At 68.7% G+C, this 20686-nt stretch carries 18 protein-coding genes; 11 read left to right on the forward strand and 7 right to left on the reverse strand.

The genetic code is table 11. The annotated features are described in order from the left end of the window. Positions 1-8 precede the first annotated feature (8 nt). A complete protein-coding gene (locus OB895_RS06600; protein ID WP_042542117.1) occupies positions 9-1115 on the reverse strand; it encodes a DUF998 domain-containing protein in 1107 nt (368 codons plus the stop codon). 112 nt (positions 1116-1227) lie between these two features. Here OB895_RS06600 and OB895_RS06605 point away from each other — a divergent pair, with 112 nt between their 5' ends. Beyond that, the gene (locus OB895_RS06605; protein WP_079112457.1) at positions 1228-2184 is read left to right on the forward strand and encodes an AraC-like ligand-binding domain-containing protein; all 957 of its coding nucleotides are present in this window, start codon (positions 1228-1230) and stop codon (positions 2182-2184) included. A 45-nt stretch (positions 2185-2229) separates the two neighbouring features. On the opposite strand, the gene OB895_RS06610 is transcribed toward OB895_RS06605, so the two are convergent. Beyond that, positions 2230-2622, reverse strand: a complete 393-nt coding sequence (locus OB895_RS06610) for a hypothetical protein (protein ID WP_052493024.1) — start codon at positions 2620-2622, stop codon at positions 2230-2232. A 216-nt stretch (positions 2623-2838) separates the two neighbouring features. Here OB895_RS06610 and OB895_RS06615 point away from each other — a divergent pair, with 216 nt between their 5' ends. From OB895_RS06615 to OB895_RS06645, 7 genes are all read left to right on the forward strand, one after another. Beyond that, on the forward strand, positions 2839-3630 hold the full coding sequence (locus OB895_RS06615) for a MoaF C-terminal domain-containing protein (RefSeq protein WP_079112456.1): 792 nt from the start codon (positions 2839-2841) through the stop codon (positions 3628-3630). A 25-nt stretch (positions 3631-3655) separates the two neighbouring features. After that, complete coding sequence (locus OB895_RS06620; protein ID WP_079112455.1) at positions 3656-4045, forward strand: nuclear transport factor 2 family protein; 390 nt, start codon at positions 3656-3658, stop codon at positions 4043-4045. Positions 4046-4083: 38 nt separating this feature from the next. Further along, positions 4084-5253: an ABC transporter substrate-binding protein gene (locus OB895_RS06625; protein ID WP_079112454.1), complete on the forward strand. Its 1170-nt coding sequence runs from the start codon at positions 4084-4086 to the stop codon at positions 5251-5253. A 73-nt stretch (positions 5254-5326) separates the two neighbouring features. Then, positions 5327-6187 carry a branched-chain amino acid ABC transporter permease gene (locus OB895_RS06630; RefSeq protein ID WP_079112453.1) on the forward strand — a complete coding sequence of 287 codons (861 nt, stop codon included), beginning with the start codon at positions 5327-5329 and terminating at the stop codon, positions 6185-6187. Then, complete coding sequence (locus OB895_RS06635) at positions 6174-7946, forward strand: branched-chain amino acid ABC transporter ATP-binding protein/permease (protein ID WP_079112452.1); 1773 nt, start codon at positions 6174-6176, stop codon at positions 7944-7946. The genes OB895_RS06630 and OB895_RS06635 overlap by 14 nt, the downstream gene beginning before the upstream one ends. Beyond that, positions 7943-8635 carry an ABC transporter ATP-binding protein gene (locus tag OB895_RS06640; RefSeq protein WP_079112451.1) on the forward strand — a complete coding sequence of 231 codons (693 nt, stop codon included), beginning with the start codon at positions 7943-7945 and terminating at the stop codon, positions 8633-8635. Before OB895_RS06635 ends, OB895_RS06640 begins: the two co-directional genes overlap by 4 nt. 46 nt (positions 8636-8681) lie before the next feature. Continuing rightward, positions 8682-9332: an HAD-IA family hydrolase gene (locus OB895_RS06645; RefSeq protein WP_079112450.1), complete on the forward strand. Its 651-nt coding sequence runs from the start codon at positions 8682-8684 to the stop codon at positions 9330-9332. 256 nt (positions 9333-9588) lie between these two features. On the opposite strand, the gene OB895_RS06650 is transcribed toward OB895_RS06645, so the two are convergent. The 3 genes from OB895_RS06650 to OB895_RS06660 form a co-directional block, all read right to left on the reverse strand. Next, positions 9589-11343 (reverse strand): HNH endonuclease signature motif containing protein, encoded by a 1755-nt coding sequence (locus OB895_RS06650; RefSeq protein ID WP_311879552.1) that lies wholly within the window; start codon positions 11341-11343, stop codon positions 9589-9591. A 411-nt stretch (positions 11344-11754) separates the two neighbouring features. Continuing rightward, positions 11755-12570: an SDR family NAD(P)-dependent oxidoreductase gene (locus OB895_RS06655; protein WP_042541621.1), complete on the reverse strand. Its 816-nt coding sequence runs from the start codon at positions 12568-12570 to the stop codon at positions 11755-11757. Between the two features lie 110 nt (positions 12571-12680). Then, entirely contained in the window at positions 12681-13487 is an 807-nt protein-coding gene (locus tag OB895_RS06660) for an SDR family NAD(P)-dependent oxidoreductase (protein ID WP_228385663.1), read from the reverse strand. Between the two features lie 185 nt (positions 13488-13672). On the opposite strand from OB895_RS06660, the gene OB895_RS06665 reads away from it, so the two are divergent. The 3 genes from OB895_RS06665 to OB895_RS06675 are packed head-to-tail and all read left to right on the forward strand — an operon-like array spanning position 13673 to position 17651. Beyond that, a complete protein-coding gene (locus OB895_RS06665; RefSeq protein ID WP_079112448.1) occupies positions 13673-15130 on the forward strand; it encodes an APC family permease in 1458 nt (485 codons plus the stop codon). 36 nt (positions 15131-15166) lie between these two features. Continuing rightward, positions 15167-16006, forward strand: coding sequence for a molybdenum cofactor biosynthesis F family protein (locus OB895_RS06670; RefSeq protein ID WP_079112447.1), 840 nt, complete (start codon positions 15167-15169; stop codon positions 16004-16006). A 1-nt stretch (position 16007) separates the two neighbouring features. Further along, entirely contained in the window at positions 16008-17651 is a 1644-nt protein-coding gene (locus OB895_RS06675) for an amidohydrolase (RefSeq protein WP_079112446.1), read from the forward strand. 78 nt (positions 17652-17729) lie between these two features. On the opposite strand, the gene OB895_RS06680 is transcribed toward OB895_RS06675, so the two are convergent. Together OB895_RS06680 and OB895_RS06685 are read right to left on the reverse strand one after the other, a co-directional pair. Beyond that, on the reverse strand, positions 17730-19193 hold the full coding sequence (locus OB895_RS06680; protein ID WP_079112445.1) for a GMC family oxidoreductase: 1464 nt from the start codon (positions 19191-19193) through the stop codon (positions 17730-17732). Further along, complete coding sequence (locus OB895_RS06685) at positions 19190-20635, reverse strand: aldehyde dehydrogenase family protein (protein ID WP_042541626.1); 1446 nt, start codon at positions 20633-20635, stop codon at positions 19190-19192. The genes OB895_RS06680 and OB895_RS06685 overlap by 4 nt, the downstream gene beginning before the upstream one ends. Between the last annotated feature and the right edge of the window lie 51 nt (positions 20636-20686).

Here is a 20686-nt window from a genome sequence, read left to right on the forward strand (position 1 = left end):
GGTGACTCTCAGGCCGGAACCGGCTCGTGCCGACGCTCCGGATCGACCGATCCAGCCGTCCGCAGGAACACGATGATCCAGCTGAAGATCAGCACGGCCGCGATCAGCTCGACCGCTGTGAGGTTGTAGTAGCCGACGGCGAAGAACGACGCGAGCAGGATGATCACCAGCACGTAGGCCCAGCCGAACGCCACGAAGACCCGAGGGATCGTGCGCAGGAACCACGGCAGACCCACCACGACGACCGCGAACACGACGACCATGCCGGTGGCCACCGTGTTGTGCACGAGGAAGAACTCGTCGACGGGGAAGATCCCGACGCACGCGAGGAAGATGCCCATCAGGATCAGACCGCCGCGCACGATGAAGCGGCCGCGCCGATCGATCGGGTCGTCCACCGGCAGCCCCGCCGTGGCGTAGCGCGCGATCGTCGTGACCATGACGCCGGCGATGATCAGTGTGATGTTGAAGGCGGCCGAAGCGCTGTTGGTGCTCATACCGAGCGCCGAGAGGTTGTCCTGCCACCAGTGCACATCGCTGGAGGCGAGCATCGCGGCGAATGCGCCGACCACGAGGAACACCGCGAGCACGAGCGACAGCACTGTCGGCGTCAGCGCCACGGCGCTGAGGAATGTCACATAGGCGGTGAGGGCGAACGCCACAGCCACCAGGACCGCGCCCGGAAACGCGAAGACCGGGGCGTCGGTGAAGCTGCGCTCGAGCAGCTCGGCGATGCCGAGCCACCCCAGGTAGGCGATGGCTGCATGCGCGAAGGCGATCGCGGCCAGGTCGTACCAGCGCAACCGATCCCCCGGAACGCTGAATCCGTCGCGGGTGCCGTCCGGCGCGATCGTCGCGGGCCTGACGACGAGGCGGCCGAGCGCGAAGGCGAGCACCGCGGTGATCGCACCCCCATAAGCTGCGAACGCTCCGATCGAGCCGGTGCCGCTGATCGCCATCTCCTGGCCCCAGAAGACCGGCCACCCGATCGCGAACCCGAGCACGAAGAACACCGCCCCGACGATCAGCGCGGTGGCTTCGAACACCGCATCCGCCGTGTCGGGTCCCCGCAGCTGACGCAGGACCTGCATGACCTTGTCACCGAGATATCGCATCGCTGGCCTCCGCCCACATCATAGAAGCCTCGCCCTCTGGACGGTGCCGGTGATAACATCACGGCACGGATCGTATACAACGTCGTCGTTCCACCACCCGAGGTGATCAGTCATGAACGGTGCACTCGCCGCCCCCGCCGAATCGGTGTCGACGCTCGTCGCGCGCAACATCAGCGAATTCCGCGCCGCCGTCTCGGAGTCCTTCGTGCCGCTGCAGGTCTCGACCGCCGGGCCCGACCACTTCCGCGGGATCATCCGCGGCGCGTCGGTCGATGAGGTGCACGTGAACGAGGTGCGCGCCGCGTCGCACGTCGTGGAGCGGACGCCCGAGCTCATCGCGCGCAGCGACCGGTCGTACTTCAAGCTCAGCCTCATGCTCGCAGGCACCGGGATGCTGATCCAGGACGACCGGGAAGCCGTGCTCCAGGCCGGGGATCTCGCCGTCTACGACACCGATCGTCCCTACTCCCTGGTCTTCGACGACGACTTCCGCACGATGGTCGTCATGTTCCCGAAGCATCTGATCAGCCTCCCCTCCGACATGATCGGGCAGCTCACCGCTGTGCGGATCTCGGGTCAGGGCGGTCTCGGCGGGATGGTCGTGCCCTATCTGACGCAGCTCGCCGGCAACCTCGATCAGCTCGCCGGAACGACGGGAGCCCGGCTGGCGCACAGCGCGCTCGACCTCGTCACGACGGTGTTCACCCGCGAACTCGGCCTCGACGAAGTGTCGGCCGATCCTCATCGCGCTCTCGTGCAGCGCATCCGCTCGTACATCGACCGCAACCTCGCCTCGACCGACCTCGGACCTGCGACCATCGCGTCGGCGCATTTCATCTCGACCCGCCACCTGCACGGACTGTTCCAGGAGCAGGGCGTGACCGTCTCGACGTGGATCCGCACACGCCGCCTCGAGCAGTGCCGTCGTGATCTGCTCGACCCGATGCTCGCCGACCGTCCCGTCGCCGCGATCGCCGCCCGGTGGGGCTTCGTCGATGCGGCGCACTTCAGTCGCGCATTCAAAACCGCCTTCGGCATCTCCCCCAGCGAGTACCGCGCAGCGCACTGACCCGGGACCGTTCGGCCCGTCGAACGGCGCTCGGCGTACGGCCTGTCAGGGAACGTAGACCGGCGGTGCGAACATCGTGCCTCCGTAGAGCAGCTGCACCGCGACGAAACCCGGCAGCGAAACCGCAACGACGAGCACCACCGCCAGCGCCAGACTTGCCGGCACTCCGCGCCGTCCACCGTCGTGGACGGCGAAGAACGCTCCGATCGCGACCAGGGCATGGAACACCAGCACCGGCACGAGGCCGACGGTGAATCCCCAGCCCTCCATCGTCGACCCGGCGCTGACGGCCTTGGACTGCTCGCTGAACTGCTCCTCGTAGGACATTCCGCACCACACCCACGCCACGGCGAAGAGGAGCAGAGCGAAGAAGACGGATGCCGTCCAGGCGACTGCCTTGACCGCCGGCGACAGGGCCGGCCGAGGTTCTGTTCGCATGCCTCATCCTGACACCCGAGAGTGCGGCGAAGACGACGGCACGGCATGCTCCCGCCTCATCCTTGCTCTGCAGGGCACGCCGGTTGACTGTCGGCGCGCGATGGCACCGCCTCCCTTGAGCGGATGCCGTGCCCGGCCGGAGCATGGGGCAAGCGCACCGCGATGACGCGATGCCCGGAGCGACGATGCTCCGCTGGATGCGACGTCAGGACCCCTATGATCGCCCCTGTCACGACCGATTCCGCCCTCGACGAATGGCGCACCTACGACGAGTTCGCCGCGGGCATCGACACCTTCCGACTGCCGAACGCCTCGCTGTCGGGCACCGCGCTGGCGCTCGCCCTCGATGACGGCTCGACGCTCTCGTTGACGTTCGACGCGATCGCCGTCACCTGGTCGGGCCTGGGAGCAGACGGCACCGACCCGTACGACGCCGTGGCCGTGCGCGACGATGTGGTGTTCGTGAACATCCCGCTCGAGAGCCGCGAGCGCGAGGCCATCACCGTCGTGTACTCGACGACGACGCACCGGGCGACCGTCGTGCGGTCGCGGATCGCGGCCGAGGCCGTCGAGGGCATCCCGCAGGTCGGGCAGGACTTCTGGGCGGCGACCACCGACGGCGGCACCGCGACGGGCTCAGTGCCCGGGCCGAGCCGAGACCTCATCGGCAAGCGCAACGTCTACCGATACAGCCCGCACCACCTCTACGAGCACGTGTACATCTCGAGCCGCCGCTATGCATGGCAGTGCCTGGAGGGTGTGCAGCGCGGGCACGGGGACATGGACCTCTCGACGGTCTGGAAGTTCGCCGACGGGCTCTACCTGTTCTGCTTCCGTGAGTTCCGCATCGCGGTCGCGAGTGTCTGGCTGCACGACCTCGGCTACCAGCTGATGACGACCGGGATCTTCCTCGGCCTGAACGGCGACGGCGACGCCGAGCACTCACGAGGCGGCGGCCACATCTATCCGCTCGGGTCCGTCGAGTACCCCGACGCTCAGCCCGTCTGACCGACGACTTTCAGGAAGGACTCCGATGAGCAACGCAGACATCATCACCGCGCACTACGCGGCGAGCGACCGCGGCGACCTCGACGGCATGCTCGCACCGCTCGCCGACGACGTGAGCTGGACCGAGGCCGCCGGCTTCCCCTACGCCGGCACATACCTGGGACCGGATGCGGTGGCTGCGGGTGTCTTCCAGCGCATCCAAGACGAGTGGGACGACTACACGGTCGCCATCGATGAGGTCATCGACGGCGGAGACGTGGTCGTGGGCATCGGCACCTACTCGGGTACGTACCGAGCGACCGGCCGATTCTTCGCCGCCCGCGTCGCGCACGTCTGGCGCCTGATCGATCACAGGGTCGTCGCTTTCGAGCAGTTCACCGACACCGAACTGGTCAACCGCGCGTTGCGCGACTGACCGCAGCAGTCCCGAAGCACACGAGAGGCAGGAATCACATGAACAAGCGAGTATCCGGCACTGCGGCGCTCATCGCCGTGGCGGCCCTCACCCTGGCCGGCTGCGCCGGCGGAGACGGCAGCGGGGGCGGCGAAGGCTCCCCCATCGTCGTCGGCTCCGTGAACACGATCAGCGGCCCGGCGACGTTCCCCGAGGCATCCCTCGCGGCCGCCGCCGTGTTCGACGCGTTCAACGAGGCCGGCGGCCTCGACGGACGCACCATCGAGTACAAGACCCTCGATGACAAGGGAGACCCGGCGACCGCGACGGCATCCGCCCGCGAGCTCGTCGGCAGCGACGGGGCCGTCGCCCTGGTCGGATCGGCGAGCCTGATCGAGTGCGAGATCAACGCGAAGTACTACGAGCAGGAGGACATCCTGTCGCTTCCCGGCATCGGGGTGGACACCGGCTGCTTCGCCAGCGACAACATCTCGCCCGCGAACGTCGGCCCGTTCAACGACATGACCCTCACCCTGCAGTACGGCTCCGAGGTGCTCGGGCTCGATGACATCTGCATCCTGCTGGAGATCGCAGGTTCCACGCGCCCGACCTACCAGGCCGCGATCGACAAATGGACCGAGATCACCGGCAAGGAGCCGAAGTACGTCGACGACACCGTGCCCTACGGCGCATCGGACTACACGCCCTACATCGTGAAGGCCCGCGAGCAGGGGTGCAAGGCACTCGCGATCAATCCGGTCGAACCCGACGCGATCGGCCAGGTCAAGGCTGCGAACGCCCAGGGATGGGATGACGTGACCTGGCTCTACCTGACCAGCGTCTACAGCGAGAACTTCGCCGACGCGATCGACGATGCGGGCGCCGGCATCTACGTCCCCGCCGAGTTCTACCCGTTCACGGACGACGACGAGATCAACGCCGACTGGCGGGAGCTGATGGAAGCGAACGACATCCCCCTCACCTCGTTCAGTCAGGGCGGATACCTCGCGGCGACCTACTTCATCGAGGTGCTCGAGGGCATCGACGGCGACATCACGCGCGAGACCGTCACCGAGGCGCTGCGAGGGATGGAACCGATCGAGAACCCCATGGTCGGAACGCCCTATGCCTTCGGCACGCAGAACACCGCCGGCTGGCCGATCATCCTCGAATCCGGCACGAACGCCTGGGAGAAGGTCGCCGACGACTGGCTCCGCATCGGCGAGTAGCCGCCCCTCGCCTGCCGCCGAGCGCATTCTCGGCGGCAGGTCCTCCTCCCCCTCACACCAGAAAGGACGCCTCATGCTGCAAGGCGCCATCGCCGGTCTCGCCGCCGGCGGTCTCTATGCGGTCATCGGAGTGTGCCTGACTCTGATGTCACGTCTCGTTCGTGTCGTCAACTTCGCCCAGGCCGCGACCGGGATGTTCGGCGCCTTCAGCGCCGTATGGTTCGTCAGCGAACTGGGGCTGCCGATCTGGCTCGGCTCCGCGCTCGGCGTGCTCATCGGCGGGGTGCTCTCAGCCGCGATCGGATGGATCGCCGCGACCTGGCTCTCCGAGGCCTCCACCACCACCCGATCGGCGATGACCGTCGGTCCCCTGCTGCTGCTGATCTCGATGTCGTTCATCCTGTTCGGCAACAAGCCGCAGCCCTTCACGCCGATCATCGCCGGTCCTGCGTTCTCCTTCGGCGGGGTCGTGATCAGTCAGGTGACCATCGCCACAGTCGTCATGGCGATCGTGACGGCGGTCGCGGTGCGGATCGTCCTGCGCCGAACGAGGGTCGGCACGCAGCTGCGCGCGCTGTCGGAACGCCCGACGACCGCCGAACTCCTCGGCATCCGATCGCGCCCGCTGTCGATCGCCGTGTGGTTCGTCACCGGCGTGATCAGCGCGATCGCGATCATGATCGTCGCGCCGTCGCAGTCGAACGACGCGACCAGCCTCGCGATGCTCATCGTCCCCGCCGCAGCCGCCGCGCTGCTCGGGGGCTTCCGCCGACTCGATCTCGCCGTCGTCGGCGGAGTCGTGCTCGGTGTGCTCGGCGGTCTCGTCGCGCAGATCGACGAGGTCGCGCTCGTGCGCAACTTCCTCCCGTTCCTGTTCATCGTCGTCCTTCTCCTGTGGACGCAGCGCAAGGAGGTGTGGGATGCCGCTCGCTGATCGTCCCTGGTTCCGTCTGTCCTGGCCTCTCGCCGTCGCCGCCGTCGCGGTCGGGGCGGGTGCCGTCCTGAGCACGGCGCTTCCCGGCTACTTCGTCTTCCTCGCGATCAGCGCGGTCGTCGCGGCCATCGCGATCCTGGGACTCGGCATCGTCACCGGGTCTGCCGGAATGATCGCGCTGTGCCAACTCACCTTCGCCGCGGTGGGTGCCTGGATCGTGTCCCTGCTGAACGTCATGCAGGCCCCGGGCGGGTTCGTCGTCTGGCTCGTGGTGGGCGGCATCGCGGCGGGCCTCGTCGGCATCCTCGTCGGTCTTCCGGCGCTGCGGCTGCGCGGTGTCAACCTCGCCGTCGTCACCCTGGGATTCGCCGCTGCCGCAGACGTCACCCTCGTGCAGATCCAGTTCCCGGGCTCCGCCGACGGCACGGCCGTCGAGCGCCCCACGTTGTTCTCGAACGACCGAGAGTTCTTCTTCCTCTCGGTGGTGGTGCTCGCCGTCTGCGCATTGGGCGTGTTCTTCCTGCAGCGCGGACGCTGGGGCTCGAGCTGGAAGGCCGTCGCCTTCTCGGAACGCGGCACCGCGGCTGCCGGCCAGAGCGTGCAGAGCGCGAAGCTCACCGCGTTCGCTGTCTCGGCCGCACTCGGCGGCATCGCCGGCGGGCTGCTCGCCGGTCAGGTGCAGCTTCCGTTCGCATCGAGCTTCACCCCGCTGCAGTCCCTCGCCCTCTACGTGCTCGCCGTCATGTCGGGAGCGCATCTGATCGACATGGCGATCCTCGGCGGCATCCTCTGGGTGCTGGTCCCCGAACTTCTGAAGCGCTGGGGAGTGCCGCAGGACTGGGCATTCGTCGTCTTCGGAGTGCTCGGCGTGCAGGCGATCACCAGCGGAACCAACCTCGGGCAGGGCATCCGCACCCTCCTCTGGAAACGCGCGGATCGCAAGACGGCGTCGGCGACCCTGACGGCGCTGCCTCCGGATGCCGAAGCGGGCGACACGGTCATCACGACCACGACCACCGCGACCGTCGACGAGCGCGCGCTGGACGGCGCACCCGTGTTGACGGTCGAGGGGCTCACGGTGCAGTTCGGCGCGCTCAAGGCACTCGACGACGTGTCGTTTGAGGTGCCCGCGGCGTCGATCATGGGGCTCATCGGCCCGAACGGAGCGGGCAAGTCGACCTTCGTCGATGCGATCAGCGGATTCCTGCCGAAGCACGGAGGGCGGGTGCTGCTCGGAGATCGAGACCTGGCCGGCCTTTCACCCACGCGTCGCGCACGACTCGGTCTGCGCCGCACCTTCCAGCAGGACAGGGTGCCGCCGGCGCTCACCGTGGGCGCATACGTCAGGTTCGTGGCGCGGCGGCGACTGGCTGCCTCCGACATCGACGAGGTGCTGGAGTTCTTCGGATGCCCCCCGGCGCGTGCGCGTCTCTCGAGCATCGATGTCGGCACCAGACGGCTCGTCGAGGTGGCGGCGAACGTGATCTCGCGGCCGCGACTGCTGATCCTCGACGAGCCGGCGGCCGGCCTGTCGCATGATGAGCACCTCGCTCTCGCGGCGAGACTGCGTGAGCTGCCCGCTCGCTACGGCGTGGCGCTGATCATCATCGAGCACGACCTGGATCTGGTGCGCTCGGTGTGCCCGACGCTCACCGTGCTCGACTTCGGTCGGGTGCTCGCGAGTGGGCCGCAGGCAGAAGTGCTCGCGAACCCCGAGGTCGTGAAGGCCTACATGGGAGAGACGGAGCTGCTGAAGTGAGCGAACTCGTGCTGAATTCGGTGACCGTGAGTCGCGGCGCAGGACCCGTGATCTCGGATGTGAGCCTGACGGTCAGAGGTGGAGAGGTGCTGGCCCTGGTCGGACCGAACGGAGCGGGCAAGACGAGCCTGATCGAATCGGTGTCCGGCGTGACCCCGCACTCCTCGGGGTCGCTGATGCTCGACGGCGAGCCGATCGACAAGCTGTCCCGGGTGTCGAGGGCGCGCCGCGGCATCGTGCACATCGAGCAGGGGCGAGCCGTGTTCCCGTCGCTGACGGTGCGCGAGAACATCTCGCTCACTGCGCGGACGCCTGCGGAACTGGATGCTGCGCTCGCGCAGTTCCCCGAACTCGAGAAGCGCATCGACTCCCCCACCGCTCTGCTGTCCGGTGGCGAGCAGCAGATGGTGGTGCTCGCCCGTGCGTTCGCCGCGAAGCCCCGGATCCTGTTGATCGATGAGATGTCGCTCGGGCTCGCGCCGGTGGTCTTCATGCGGCTCATGCCGATCGTGAAGTCGATCGCCGCATCCGGCGTCGGCGTGCTGCTCGTGGAACAGTTCACGCAGCTCGCCCTCGGGCTCGCTCGGGAGGCCGTCGTGGTCGCCGGCGGCCGCGTCTCTTTCCAGGGCACCGCCGAGGAGTTGAAAGAGGACTCGCAGCTGCTGCATCGCGCGTACCTCGGTGGGTGATGGTCGGTCGCCTCGGACTCAGGCTGCTGCGCAGTAGCCTGAGGGGATGACTGAGACCATCAGCGCCCGCGCCGTCCTGCTCGACATGGACGGCACTCTCGTCGATTCGACCGCCGTCGTGGAACGGCTGTGGCTGGAGTGGGCCGCGCCGCACGGAATCGACCCGGCGACGGTGCTGCATGTCGTGCACGGTCGCCAGGGACATCAGAGCATGGCGATCATGCTTCCGGAGCGGGATCACGAGATCAACATCCGAGAGAACGCCGTGATGCTGGCGAACGAGAGCAAGGACGTCGATGGCGTCATCGCGATCGAGGGCGCCGACGTGCTGCTCGATGCTCTGCGCCCCTATCCGCATGCGATCGTGACGTCCGCCGACGTGACGCTGATGAACGCCCGCATGGGCCAGGCGGGGCTCACGGTGCCCTCGCTGACCGTGACCGCAGAGAGCGTGTCGGCATCGAAGCCGGACCCTGAAGGCTTCCTGCTGGGTGCGAAGCTGCTCGGCATCGACCCCGCCGACTGCGTCGTGTTCGAGGACTCCGGCGCGGGTATCCAGGCCGCCCATGCTGCAGGGATGCGGGTCATCGGCGTGGGCTCTCACGCGACGTCTCACCAGCCGACCTTCCACGTCGACGACCTCACGCAGGTGGCCGTGGTTCCGACCGCTGACGGCTTCGAGCTCACCGTTCGGTGACGCGGTGGCGTGGGCACGGCGGTGACATAACGACCCGCTGACGCTGCTGCGGCGCTGCGGCGCTGCGGCGCTGCGGCGCTGCGGCGCTGCGGCGCTGCGGCGCTGCGGCGAGATCATCGCATCCGGAGTGCGGCGTGACGCCGCTCCGAGGACGCGCTGCGACCCGACACGTCGGAGGCTCGCGAGTAGCCCCTCGGCCGAGCACCGTCGAGGCGTGCTCTGACCGGTCGTGGCGGTGTGGTTGATTTCGCCCATGTCATCCGGTGCGGGTGAGGTGCTTCCGGGGCAGGTCAGCGGGGAGGCTGAGTTTCGGGGTGCGCCAGCGCTGGTCGGGGTCCCACCACGCCGGTCCGCGCACTTGCGGGAGGCCGTCGTTCATCCGGATCTCCCATCCGGAGGTGCCGAGGGAGCGGTGGTGCCACCAGCACAACGGCACACCGTTATCGGTGTGCGTGGGGCCGCCCCTGGCGTGTTCGGTGACGTGGTGGATCTCGCACCATGAGGCGGGGACGTGGCATCCGGGGATCAGGCACTCTTTATCGCGGGCGATGATCGCCCGCCGTTGACGCACGGTGAAGATCCGATCCGTGGTCGTGATCCCGATGATCCGCCCCTCGTCCATGAGCACGCGCTGAATCGCTCCGCTGCACGCGACCTGCGCCGCGACGGAGACGGGAACATGAGCACCGGATCCGGGGATCGTCGCCCACCCACCATTGCCGCGCGCCCCGGCCGCAGCACCGGCACCTCCGAAGGTAGCGCCTCTGAAGGCGGCACCTCCGAAGGCAGCACCGGTGGCAGCGCCTCCGAACACAGCACCGGTGGCCTGAGTGGCGTGGGTGGCGAGGTCGTTGGCGTCGACGGTGACGACGACGACCGGTGATGCACCGCCGAGGGTGGGCATGTCCTTGTGCCGCGCCGCGATCCCGAGCGCTGCGGTCAGGGCGTCGTGGCGTTTCTGCGCCGCGGTGCGGTCATCGAGCACAGACCGCGGGTCGGAGTTGAACGGATCGGTCTCCTCCGGATCGCGCCCCCTCTCGGCGTCAGCGTCGACGCCAGAACCGGCACCAGCACCAGCGCGCGAAGAGTCGGCGTCGCGAGAGTCGGGATCCCAAAACTCGGTATAGCGAGAGTCGGGATCGTGAGAGTCGGGATCGTGAGAGTCGGGACCGCGAGAGTCGGCGTCGGGAGAATCGGTGTCGGCACCGGGGGCCCCGGTCGGGGCGAAGAACACCCCGGGCATCGGCGGTCCGTCGCCCTTCGGGTTGAGGATCGCGTCCAGGATGAGTTGCAACTGGGCGGCGGCATCCGGGGTCAGGTAGCCGCGGATCGCATGCATGCCATCTTTCACCCGGCCGATCGTGATCCCCCGACGACGCCGCGCATCCTCGTCTTTCGGTTCCTCACCATCCGGATCGAACATCGACGCGAGATCCTCCGCCAGAGCCTTCAGATCCTGCACCGTCGGCGACGGACCCGCCGCACCCTCATCAGAGTCCGGGTCGTCGCCGGGTTCCGTGTCGAGGCCGTGGCCGCGGGCGCACCCCGCCAATGCGACATCCGCCGCCAACCGCTGATCGACCGTGAGCCGATCCCACACCTTCTCGATCGGACCCGTCGCCGCCAGAAACCCCGCGACACCGACCACCCCGTCCAGCAGGGCGAGCCGCATCTCCGCCCACCGTGCCGGCATCCTCTCCCCCGCCAGACTCATCGGCCGCCGCACCAGATCGACCACCCTGTCGACCCGGGTCGCACCCCGCACATCCACACCCACCGTCCGCTGCAACAGCTCATTCAGCCCCCGGCAGCCCGCCGAATGCGGAAGGTCGCCCGGATCCCCCGTCGCGATCGTCTCCACGATCACCGCCTCGGCACGCCGGAACGCCGCCCCCGCCCCCTGCAACACCGCAACCCGCTCCGCATCCGACAACCCCGCCAGAGCGTCGTCGGACAGCACCGCGTCGAGGTCGGCGACGACCCGATCCAAAAGCTCCGCGGTGCTGTTCATACCCCCCAGTCAACCGGGGACCACCGACATTCGAGACCCGCACAGTCCCGAATTTTTCCTAGGTCAGGAGGGAATTCCAGTCTTCCGGGATGCTGCTCAACGACAGGGGGCGGCATAGCACCGCTCGCCCGACACAGGTCGGCACGCACAGCCGGCACGGTACGCACGGCCGGCACGACACGGCACGACACGGCACGACACGGCACGGCACGACACGACACTGCACGGCATTGCACGACGCCACATGGAACGGCCAACCCAACCCTGCCCTCCCCTGCCCTGCCCAGTCCAACCCAGTCCAACCCAACCCAACCCTGCCCGGCCCAACCCAACCCAACCCAACCCAACCCAACCCAACCCAGCCCAACCCAGCCCAACCCAGCCCAGCACCGAACACCGAACAGATACTCCCTACATCCCCGCCCGATCGAACGCGATCGTCGGCACATCCACCACGTGGGATCCGCCGTCCGCCACGATCACGGCACCCGTGACGTACGACGACTCCCCCGACCCGAGGAACCGCACGACCGACGCGATCTCGGCGGGGCGAGCCGGTCGCTGCAGCGGCACGTCCGCCGTCACGGTCGCATATGCCTCCTCGCGCGATCCGAGGCCCGCCTGCGTGGCGAACTCGTCCATCTCGTCGTCCGCCATCGGCGTCTGCACCCACCCGGGGCACACCGCGTTCACGCGCACACCCCGTCGTCCGTAGTCGCGGGCGAGGGTCCGTGTCAGACCGATCAGAGCATGCTTGCCCACCGTGTATCCGGCCACAGACGGCCCAGCGAAGAGACCGGCGAGCGACGACACGATCACGATCTGCCCCTTCGCCTCGATCAGCGACGGCAATGCCTCCCGCGCCATGACGAACGCCGTGGTGAGGTTGGCGCGGATCGCCGCATCCCAGCTGTCGTCGTCGGTGTCGGCGACGGGTGAGAACCCGTGTCCGCCGGCGTTCGCGACCAGAACGTCGAGCCGCCCGAACGTCGCGAGCACCTCAGCCACCGCAGCCTGCGCGGATGCCGTGTCGGCGGCGTCCGCGACGATCGGATGAGCGCCCACCGCATCCGCCACGGCGCGCAGCGGCTCAGGCCGCCGCCCGACCACGACGACGTGAGCGCCCTCTGCGGCATACCGTTCGGCGACCGCCGCGCCGATGCCGGTTCCGCCGCCGGTGATGACGACGACGTGCCCCGAGACCGTCGATCCGACTGCAATGCCCATGTCTGCTCCTGTTCCTGATGCGCTCCCGCGCAGTTAACGCGCTCCCGCGCAGTTCACGCGCTCACGCGCAAGTCCACGCGCTCACGCACCATCCGCTGCCCCCGAGGTCATCAGGCGGGGAATCCTGATCGGGCCGAATACCCGAAGTCGCTGACGATCGTCGTGCCGTTGATCGCTCCACTGCGTCGTGACACGAGGTAGAGCACGTGAGAGGCGACGTCTTCGGGCGTCTGCACCGCGAACGATGGATCGACGAACGCATCGGCGCCGAGGTCGCCCCGACTCATCGGCGTGTCGACGATCGACGGCGCCACCGTGTTCACTCTGATGCCGTCTCGGGCGAGATCCACCGACAGCGACCGGCCCAATTGGACGAGCGCCGCTTTCGACGCGCAGTACGGCGCCATGCCCGGCGATGACACGAACGCGGAGTCGCTCGCGAGCAGCACGACGGATGCGGTGGCCGAAGCGCGCAGCGCGGGGAGCGCCTGCGCCAGCACGAGGAACGCGCCCGTGACGTTGACGGCGAACACCGTGTTCCACTCGAGCAGCGAGATCTCATCGATGGGCGACCCGACCGGGCCCGAGATCCCGGCGCAGCAGACGACAGCATCCAACCCACCGAGCTCTTCGACGGAGGTCGAGACCGCATCCGCGACCTGTGCCTGGTCGGTGACATCAGCCACGCGCACCACGGCGTCATGGCATCCGCGTGCCGTCTCAGCGAGCGCAGCACCGTCGCGATCGAGCAGGGCCACACGCACCCCTTCCGCGGCGAGCGCGAGCGCCGTCGCACGCCCGATGCCGCTCGCTGCTCCCGTGATCAGCGCGGTCGTGCCGCTCAGCTGCAGGTCCATGATCTCCCCCGAGACTCCGCGGCAGCGCCGGGCGGCGCTCCTCAAGGACGGCGGTGTCATCACGGTCATCCTGCTCCGCCGTGCGCAAGCCGGGAACACGGCATGGACGGCTGTGCGCGCTGGCACCATCGTCCTTCGCTCAGGGTCAACCGCCGGACTCGCGGCGCGAGCAGACTCGCTCTATCGACGATCCCCCTCATCCTCGATGCCGTTCGACACGGCCGTCACCCAGCAAAGGAGCCGACGTGGCAGACCCGATATCTGCGTCCACGACGCAGCAGGACCACACCTCTCTTCGACCCGGCGCGCTCGGCGTCGCCGGGATCGTCTTCCTCGTGCTCGCCGCCGTCGCACCGCTGACGGGCATCGTGGTCGTCGCCTCCCTGGCGATCGCCCTCGGAAACGGTGGCGGCACACCGATGGCCTTCTTCCTGGTCGCCGCGATCCTGCTGCTGTTCGCCGTGGGATACGCGCAGATGTCGAAGCAGCTCGTGAACGCCGGCGGCTTCTATGCCTTCGTCGTGAAGGGTCTCGGCCGCACGGGCGGTCTCGTCGCGGGCCTCATCGCCACGCTCGGCTACAACTTCTTCGTGGTCGGCACGATCGGCACCAGCGGCTTCTTCATGCAGAACATCATCCGTGACCTCACGGGCCTCGACGTGCACTGGCTGATCTGGGGTCTGCTGTCGATCGTCGTCTGCTTCGTGCTGGCGAGGGTCGGCGTCGACTTCAGCTCCAAGATCCTCGGGGTGTGCCTCGTGCTCGAGGTGCTGATGCTCGTGGTCTTCGACGTCTCGGTGCTCGTGCAGACGGGATACGACGTGGCCGCCTTCAGCCCCGAAGCCGTGTTCTCGGGCTCCCTGCCGATCGGCCTGCTCCTGGCCGCGACAGGCTTCCTCGGTTTCGAGGCGACCGCCCTGTTCAGCGAGGAGGCGAAGCAGCCGCTGCGCACCATCCCGCGCGCGACCTACACCTCGATCATCGCGATCGGCGTGATCCTGGGCGTCACCACGTGGGCCGTCGTGAGCGCGACCGGCGTCGCGCAGGCACAGACCACGGCTCTCGAGCACCTGCCGACGGGCGACCTCATCTTCACCCTCTCGCAGCAGTACCTCGGCGGTCCGCTGACCACGGTGATGATGATCCTGCTGCTCGTCAGCCTGTTCGCGGCGATGCTCGCGTTCCACAACTCCGCCACGCGCTACCTCTACTCCCTCGGGCGCGCGCGGATCCTTCCGCATGCACTGGCCCGCACGCGACGCAACGGCGCCCCGCAGATCGCGGGGATCGTGCAGGCCTCATTCGCCGCGATCGTGGCGATCATCTTCGCGATCGCCGGTGCCGACCCGATCCTCACCCTGGTGCCGGCGATGCTCGGCTTCGGCACCCTGAGCGTGTTGATCCTGCAGGGACTCGCAGCGATCTCGATCGTCGTGTACTTCCGTCGTTCCCGTGACCCGAGGTGGTGGAGCACGTTCATCGCTCCGGGCATCGGATTCCTCGGCATCGCCGCGATCTCGGTGCTCGCGATCGTGAACTTCAACATCGTCGCCGGATCCGAAGAGCTCGCCATCCGCCTCATGCCGCTGCTGCTCGTGGTGGCTCTCATCGGCGGGATCGCCTACGGCGCCTATCTGAAGCGCTCGAGGCCCGCCGTGTACGAGGGCCTCGCATCCGACCTCGAGCGATTCAGCGACCGCTGACGCTCACCCGACCCGCACCCCATCTCGAGGAGAGACATGACGACTCTGAACCCCGCCGACACGTCCACCTGGCTTCCGCTCGAGGGCCTCGCCCCCGGGTTCGACGCCAACAAGGCCCCGCACACGACCGCGCTGAGCGGTCGGGAGATCACGGTCGTGGATGCGCGCGGAACCCGCATCTCGCACCGATTCGCCGACACCACGGTCACGTGGGACTACCGCCCCGGTGCCGAGGATTCGACAGCGCCGGCATCCGACACCGACGACTACGAGGCCTTCGAGGTCGATGACGACCTGTACTTCGTGCAGTTCCACCACAGGTACCTGCCGAACGAGGCCGTGTCGCTCGTCGTCGACCTCCGCCACGGGCGCGCCCTCGCCGTCATCTCGGTGATCCTGCCTGCGCCGGAACAGGGGCGCACCCGCGTGCAGCACGTGTTCGCGCCGAGCATCATCGAAGGCGCGACCGTGACGGGCGCCGAGCCCGCCCCGGCGACGACTCTCATCGGGCGGCGGGTCGAGTGGGTCTACAGCGAGGAGCACGCATACGAGCACGTCTACCTCTCGGAGCGCTGGTACTCGTGGCAGTGCCTCGCCGGCCCCGAACGAGGTCTCGCCGACACCGACGAGAACAGCGTCTGGGAGGTGCGCCCCGGCATCTACATCTTCGCGTGGCGCGAGAAGGTCATCCCGTGCGCGTCCGTCACGATCGCCGACCACCGCGATGTGAACGCGATCCGCTCGCACGGCGTGCTGTTCGGACTCGACGAGTCGGGCGAGGTGCCGACGCACTTCACGTTCGGCGCGCACGGCAGGCTGCTCTCGACGACGCATCACGCAGAGGGTCTCGAACCCGCCCTGTTCGGAGCCGTCTGAGATGGTGTCGGCCGAACTGATCGTCACGGGCTCCGTGATCCGCACGGCGGATCGCCGGAAGCCGGTCGTCGAGGCGTTCGCCGTGCGCGACGGCCGGATCCTCGGCGTCGGGACCAGGGCCGAGATGCAGGCGCACCGCGGGCCGGGCACGCGGATGCTGGACGTCGGCGACGCCGCGGTCTACCCCGGTTTCGTCGATGTGCACAACCATCACGCCATGGCCGGCCGCACAGAGCTGTTCGAGCTCTCGCTGCCGCCGTCGCTCGCTCTCGACGACGTCCTCGACCTCGTGCGCGACAAGGCGCAGACGCTGCCGCCTGACGCGTGGATCGTGGGCGGCCCGGTGTCGACCACGCTGCTGCCGACCCTCGCCAACACTGCGACCAGGCAACGTCTCGATGAGGCGGCCGGAGGGCGACCGGTGGTGCTGGTCGAGGACTCGAGGCACAACAGGTGGGCGAGCACCCGGGCACTCCAGCTCGCCGGCATCACCGCCGACGGCATCCCCTCCGCCGGCGTCACCCTGCTCGATCCCGAGGACGGAACACCGACCGGGGTGCTGCTCGAGGCCGCGGGCATCCCGGTGCAGGAGGCCTACGACCGCAGTGGCGGGCTGACGGCCGAGCAGCACATCGCGGCGTCGCGCCGCGGCGTCGAGATCCTCAACTCCTTCGGCATCACGACGTTCCAGGATGCCGGGGTGTCGACAGACATCCTCGCCGCGCTCGCGGCACTCGACCGGTCTCAGGAGCTCAGCGCCTGGGTCGTGTCGTCGCTGCTGATCAACGACGAGATCTTCGGGTTCGATCCGATCGGCGCGGCGCTCATCGACCTCGGCGAGCAGTACCGGACTCCGCACCATCGACCGGACTTCGTGAAGATCTTCCTCGACGGGGTGCCTCCCGCGCGAACGGCGTCGTTCCTCGAGCCGTACGTGGCGGATGCCGTGCACGGCGCCCACTTCCACGGCGAGACGACGATGGACTTCGACGAGCTGCACACATGGCTGCGCTCGGTCGCGGAGCGCGGACTCGGCGCCAAGGTGCATTGCACGGGTGACGGGTCGGCACGTCTCGTGCTGGACGTCGCCGCACGCATCCGCGCCGACGGCTTCACCACCCCGATCCAGATCGCGCACGGCCAGTTCCTCGCCTCGGACGACATCCCCCGGTTGCGAGCCCTCGATGTATCGGCCGACATCTCGCCGTTCATCTGGTTCCCCGGTGTGATCCCCCAGGCGCTGGCCGAGGTGCTCGGTGATCGAGCCGAGCATTCGCAGCCCAACCGCGCCCTGATCGATGCAGGAGCGCTGGTCGCCGGCGGTTCCGACTGGCCGGTGAGCGAGTCTCCGAACACGCTCGAAGGACTGCAGGGACTCGTGACGCGCGCCGACCCCCTCGGTCGCGCACCCGGCGTCCTCTGGCCCGAGCAGGCGATCACCGCCGAAGAAGCGCTGGAGGTCTTCACGATCAACGCCGCGACCGCGATGGGTCTCGGATCGGAGACCGGGTCGCTCGTGCCGGGCAAGTCGGCGGACTTCGTCGTGCTGGCCCGTGATGCGATCGCCGGCCCCGCCGACGAGATCGTGCACACCCCGGTGCGCTCGACGTGGTTCGCCGGTCGCGAGGTCTACACCGCGGGCTGACAGACACGCACGCCCGACGAGACGCCGAAGCCCCCTCCTGCACTTCGCAGGAGGGGGCTCTTCGCGCGTGCACCCCCGTCAGCGTCCGAGCAGCAACCTCGCCCCGAGCTCGCCGATCATCGCGGCGGGCGCATTGGTGTTGCCCGTCGGAACGGTCGGGATCACCGAGGCATCGATCACGCTCAGCCCCTCGAGGCCGCGGACGCGCAGCAGTGGATCGACGACCGCGTCGGCATCCGACCCCATCCGGCAGGTGCCCACCTGGTGGTGGTAGGTGATGGCGGTGCGCCGCACCCAGTCCTCGATCCCCTCGTCCGGCACGTCGGGGCCTGGATACACCTCGGTCGCTCCCCACGCGTCGGCGAGCGCCGGCTGCCCGCCGATCCGACGGCACTGACGCACGGATGCCGCGAGCGAGGCGACATCCCTCTCGTCCGCGAGCGCAGCGAGGTCGATCAGCGGAGGGTCGGCGAGGTCGGGACCAGACAGGGTGAGCGTGCCCCGGCTGTGCGGCGTCACGAGGCCGGCCATGAGCGTGAATCCGTCGTCTCCGCGAGGTTCGAGGTCGCCCCACATCGGCACCGAGAAGTGGATCGGCTGCGTGTCGGGCTCTGCGAGGTCGTCGTGACTGCGCCAGAAGAGGTGCGACTGGGTGACCGAGACGCCGGGCTGCGGCGGCCCCACCGGCCGCTCCGTCGTGAAGACGACCGGAGAGAGCAGGTGGTCGTGCAGGTTCCTGCCCACGCCGGGCGCATCGACCACGACCGGGATGCCGAGGGCTGCGAGCTCGTCGGCGGGGCCGATGCCGGAGCGGAGGAGGATCACGGGCGATCCGATCGCACCGGCGGACAGCACGACCTCGTCGGCGAAGACATCCTCGGAGTCGACCCCGGATCCGAGCCGGACGCCGACGGCACGACCCTCCTCGACGATCACCGAATGCACCTCGCGTCCGGTGAGGATCGTGAGCCTGTCGGCGACGGGCTGGGCGTAAGCCATCCACGTGTTCACCCGGCGTCCGTCGCGGATGGTCACCTGCTGCTGGGAGACGCCGTCGAGGGTGCCGCCGTTGTAGTCGGGATTGCGGGGCAGCCCTTCTTCGACCGCCGCGTCGATGATCGACGCCTGGATCGGCGAGAGCTCGTAGTCGTCGGTGACGGGCAGCACGTCGTGCTCGAGCGCGTCGAAGACGGGTTCGACGGTGCTCCACCCCCACCCGGTCGCGCCCGCGCGCTCCCACGCGTCGTAGTCGGAGGCCGCGCCGCGCACCCAGATCATGGCGTTGAGCGCGTGAGACCCACCGGTGACCTTTCCGCGCGGAAGATGCAGCCGGCGACCGCCGGCGTGCTCCTGCGGCACGGTGAAGAAGTCCCAGTCATCGGCCGAGTGCCAGAGCTCCCCCGCCCTCGACGGATCGTGGATCGCGGGGTTCGAGTCGTACCCTCCGGCCTCGATCAGCGTGACCTCGACTCCCGCATCCACCAGCCGTCGTGCGACGATCGCTCCCGAGGTCCCTGCCCCGACGACGATCGCGGACTTCATGCCTGAGCCTTCCGCCCCGGACCCGAGACGACCTGGGTCACGGCGACGGACTTGAGCCCCTCGACGCCGAACTCGAGGCCGTAGCCCGAACTCTTCACCCCGCCGAACGGCACCATGGGATGCAGCCCGCCGTGCGAGTTGATCCACACCGTGCCCGACTCCATGCGCGTCGCCGCCTCGCGAGCGGCTTCGGGGTCGCTCGCCCAGACCGATGCGCCGAGACCGACGTCGACCGAGTTGGCGAAGGCGAACGCCTCGTCGACGTCGCTGTACCTGATCACGGGAAGCGCGGGTCCGAACTGCTCCTCCTGCACGAGGGCCGCGTCGTTGTCGATGTCGGCGACGATCGTGGGCCGGTAGAACAGCTCGCCGAGTTCGGGCGCCGCCTCGCCGCCGGTGACGACACGGGCGCCGCGGCCCTTCGCGTCCTCCACCAGCCTCGACACGATGTCGAACTGGGCGCGATTCTGCAGCGGACCCAGCACGTTGTTCTCGTCGAGCCCGTTGCCCATCGGCACGGATGCCGCGATCTCGGCGAGCGCGTCGACGACCTCGTCGTAGACCGAGTCGTGCACGTAGAGGCGCTTCATCGCCGCGCACGTCTGACCGGTGTTGATGAACGCCCCCCAGAAGAGATCCTGGGCGATCGCCGACACCTCGGTGCCGGGCAGCACGATGCCTGCATCGTTGCCCCCGAGCTCGAGGGTGAGGCGGGCGAGGTTGCCGGCCGAGCTCTCGATGATGCGGCGCCCGGTGGCTGTCGATCCGGTGAACATGATCTTGTCGATGTCGGGGTGCGAGGCGAGGCGGGCGCCGACCTCGCGGTCGCCGGAGACGCCGATGAGCACGTCGGCCGGCAGCACGTCGTTCATCACCGCCAGCATCGCGAGCACGCTCAGGGGCGTGTACTCGCTGGGCTTCGCGACGACGGTGTTGCCCATCCGCAGCGACGGACCGATCTGCCAGACGGTGATCATCAGCGGCCAGTTCCACGGACCGATCGCGCCCACGACCCCGGCGGCCTTGTAGACGAGCTCGGCATGCAGGGTCTCGTCATCGACGAGCACCTGCGACTCGATCGGGATCGTCGCGTTGGTGCGCAGCCACGCCGAGCACGCACCCAGCTCGAAGCGCGCGTTGGGGCCGTTCAGCGGCTTGCCCTGTTCGCGAGAGAGGAGGTGCGCGAGCGCTTCGGCGTTCGCGTCGATCGCATCGGCGGCCGCGATCAGCAGCTCGCTGCGCTTCGCGTGCCCGAGAGACTCCCAGCCGGGCTGCGCGGCCCGCGCCCGCGCGATCGCCTCGTCGAGGTCACCGACCGAATGCTCGGGCGCACGACCGATGACGTCACGTGTGGCGGCATCCGGGATGTCTCGTCCGGCGCCCTCCGGCGCCTGGATGCGGTCGAGCAGCGCAGTGGCTGCGGATGCGGCGGATTCGGACATCGGGACTCTCCTTCGAGCGGGACGCGTGCCAAGGAACTGGCGGTCGTCTCA

The sequence above is a fragment of the Microbacterium forte genome (assembly GCF_031885415.1).
Classification (GTDB): Bacteria; Actinomycetota; Actinomycetes; order Actinomycetales; family Microbacteriaceae; genus Microbacterium; species Microbacterium forte.

What these genes read in the sequence shown, in the direction of transcription:
- OB895_RS06600 (WP_042542117.1), bottom strand. Translation starts at nt 1,115, where the DNA reads ATGCGATATCTCGGTGACAAGGTCATGCAGGTCCTGCGTCAGCTGCGG.
- OB895_RS06605 (WP_079112457.1), top strand. Translation starts at nt 1,228, where the DNA reads ATGAACGGTGCACTCGCCGCCCCCGCCGAATCGGTGTCGACGCTCGTC.
- OB895_RS06610 (WP_052493024.1), bottom strand. Translation starts at nt 2,622, where the DNA reads ATGCGAACAGAACCTCGGCCGGCCCTGTCGCCGGCGGTCAAGGCAGTC.
- OB895_RS06615 (WP_079112456.1), top strand. Translation starts at nt 2,839, where the DNA reads ATGATCGCCCCTGTCACGACCGATTCCGCCCTCGACGAATGGCGCACC.
- OB895_RS06620 (WP_079112455.1), top strand. Translation starts at nt 3,656, where the DNA reads ATGAGCAACGCAGACATCATCACCGCGCACTACGCGGCGAGCGACCGC.
- OB895_RS06625 (WP_079112454.1), top strand. Translation starts at nt 4,084, where the DNA reads ATGAACAAGCGAGTATCCGGCACTGCGGCGCTCATCGCCGTGGCGGCC.
- OB895_RS06630 (WP_079112453.1), top strand. Translation starts at nt 5,327, where the DNA reads ATGCTGCAAGGCGCCATCGCCGGTCTCGCCGCCGGCGGTCTCTATGCG.
- OB895_RS06635 (WP_079112452.1), top strand. Translation starts at nt 6,174, where the DNA reads ATGCCGCTCGCTGATCGTCCCTGGTTCCGTCTGTCCTGGCCTCTCGCC.
- OB895_RS06645 (WP_079112450.1), top strand. Translation starts at nt 8,682, where the DNA reads ATGACTGAGACCATCAGCGCCCGCGCCGTCCTGCTCGACATGGACGGC.
- OB895_RS06650 (WP_311879552.1), bottom strand. Translation starts at nt 11,343, where the DNA reads ATGAACAGCACCGCGGAGCTTTTGGATCGGGTCGTCGCCGACCTCGAC.
- OB895_RS06655 (WP_042541621.1), bottom strand. Translation starts at nt 12,570, where the DNA reads ATGGGCATTGCAGTCGGATCGACGGTCTCGGGGCACGTCGTCGTCATC.
- OB895_RS06660 (WP_228385663.1), bottom strand. Translation starts at nt 13,487, where the DNA reads ATGACACCGCCGTCCTTGAGGAGCGCCGCCCGGCGCTGCCGCGGAGTC.
- OB895_RS06670 (WP_079112447.1), top strand. Translation starts at nt 15,167, where the DNA reads ATGACGACTCTGAACCCCGCCGACACGTCCACCTGGCTTCCGCTCGAG.
- OB895_RS06675 (WP_079112446.1), top strand. Translation starts at nt 16,008, where the DNA reads ATGGTGTCGGCCGAACTGATCGTCACGGGCTCCGTGATCCGCACGGCG.
- OB895_RS06680 (WP_079112445.1), bottom strand. Translation starts at nt 19,193, where the DNA reads ATGAAGTCCGCGATCGTCGTCGGGGCAGGGACCTCGGGAGCGATCGTC.
- OB895_RS06685 (WP_042541626.1), bottom strand. Translation starts at nt 20,635, where the DNA reads ATGTCCGAATCCGCCGCATCCGCAGCCACTGCGCTGCTCGACCGCATC.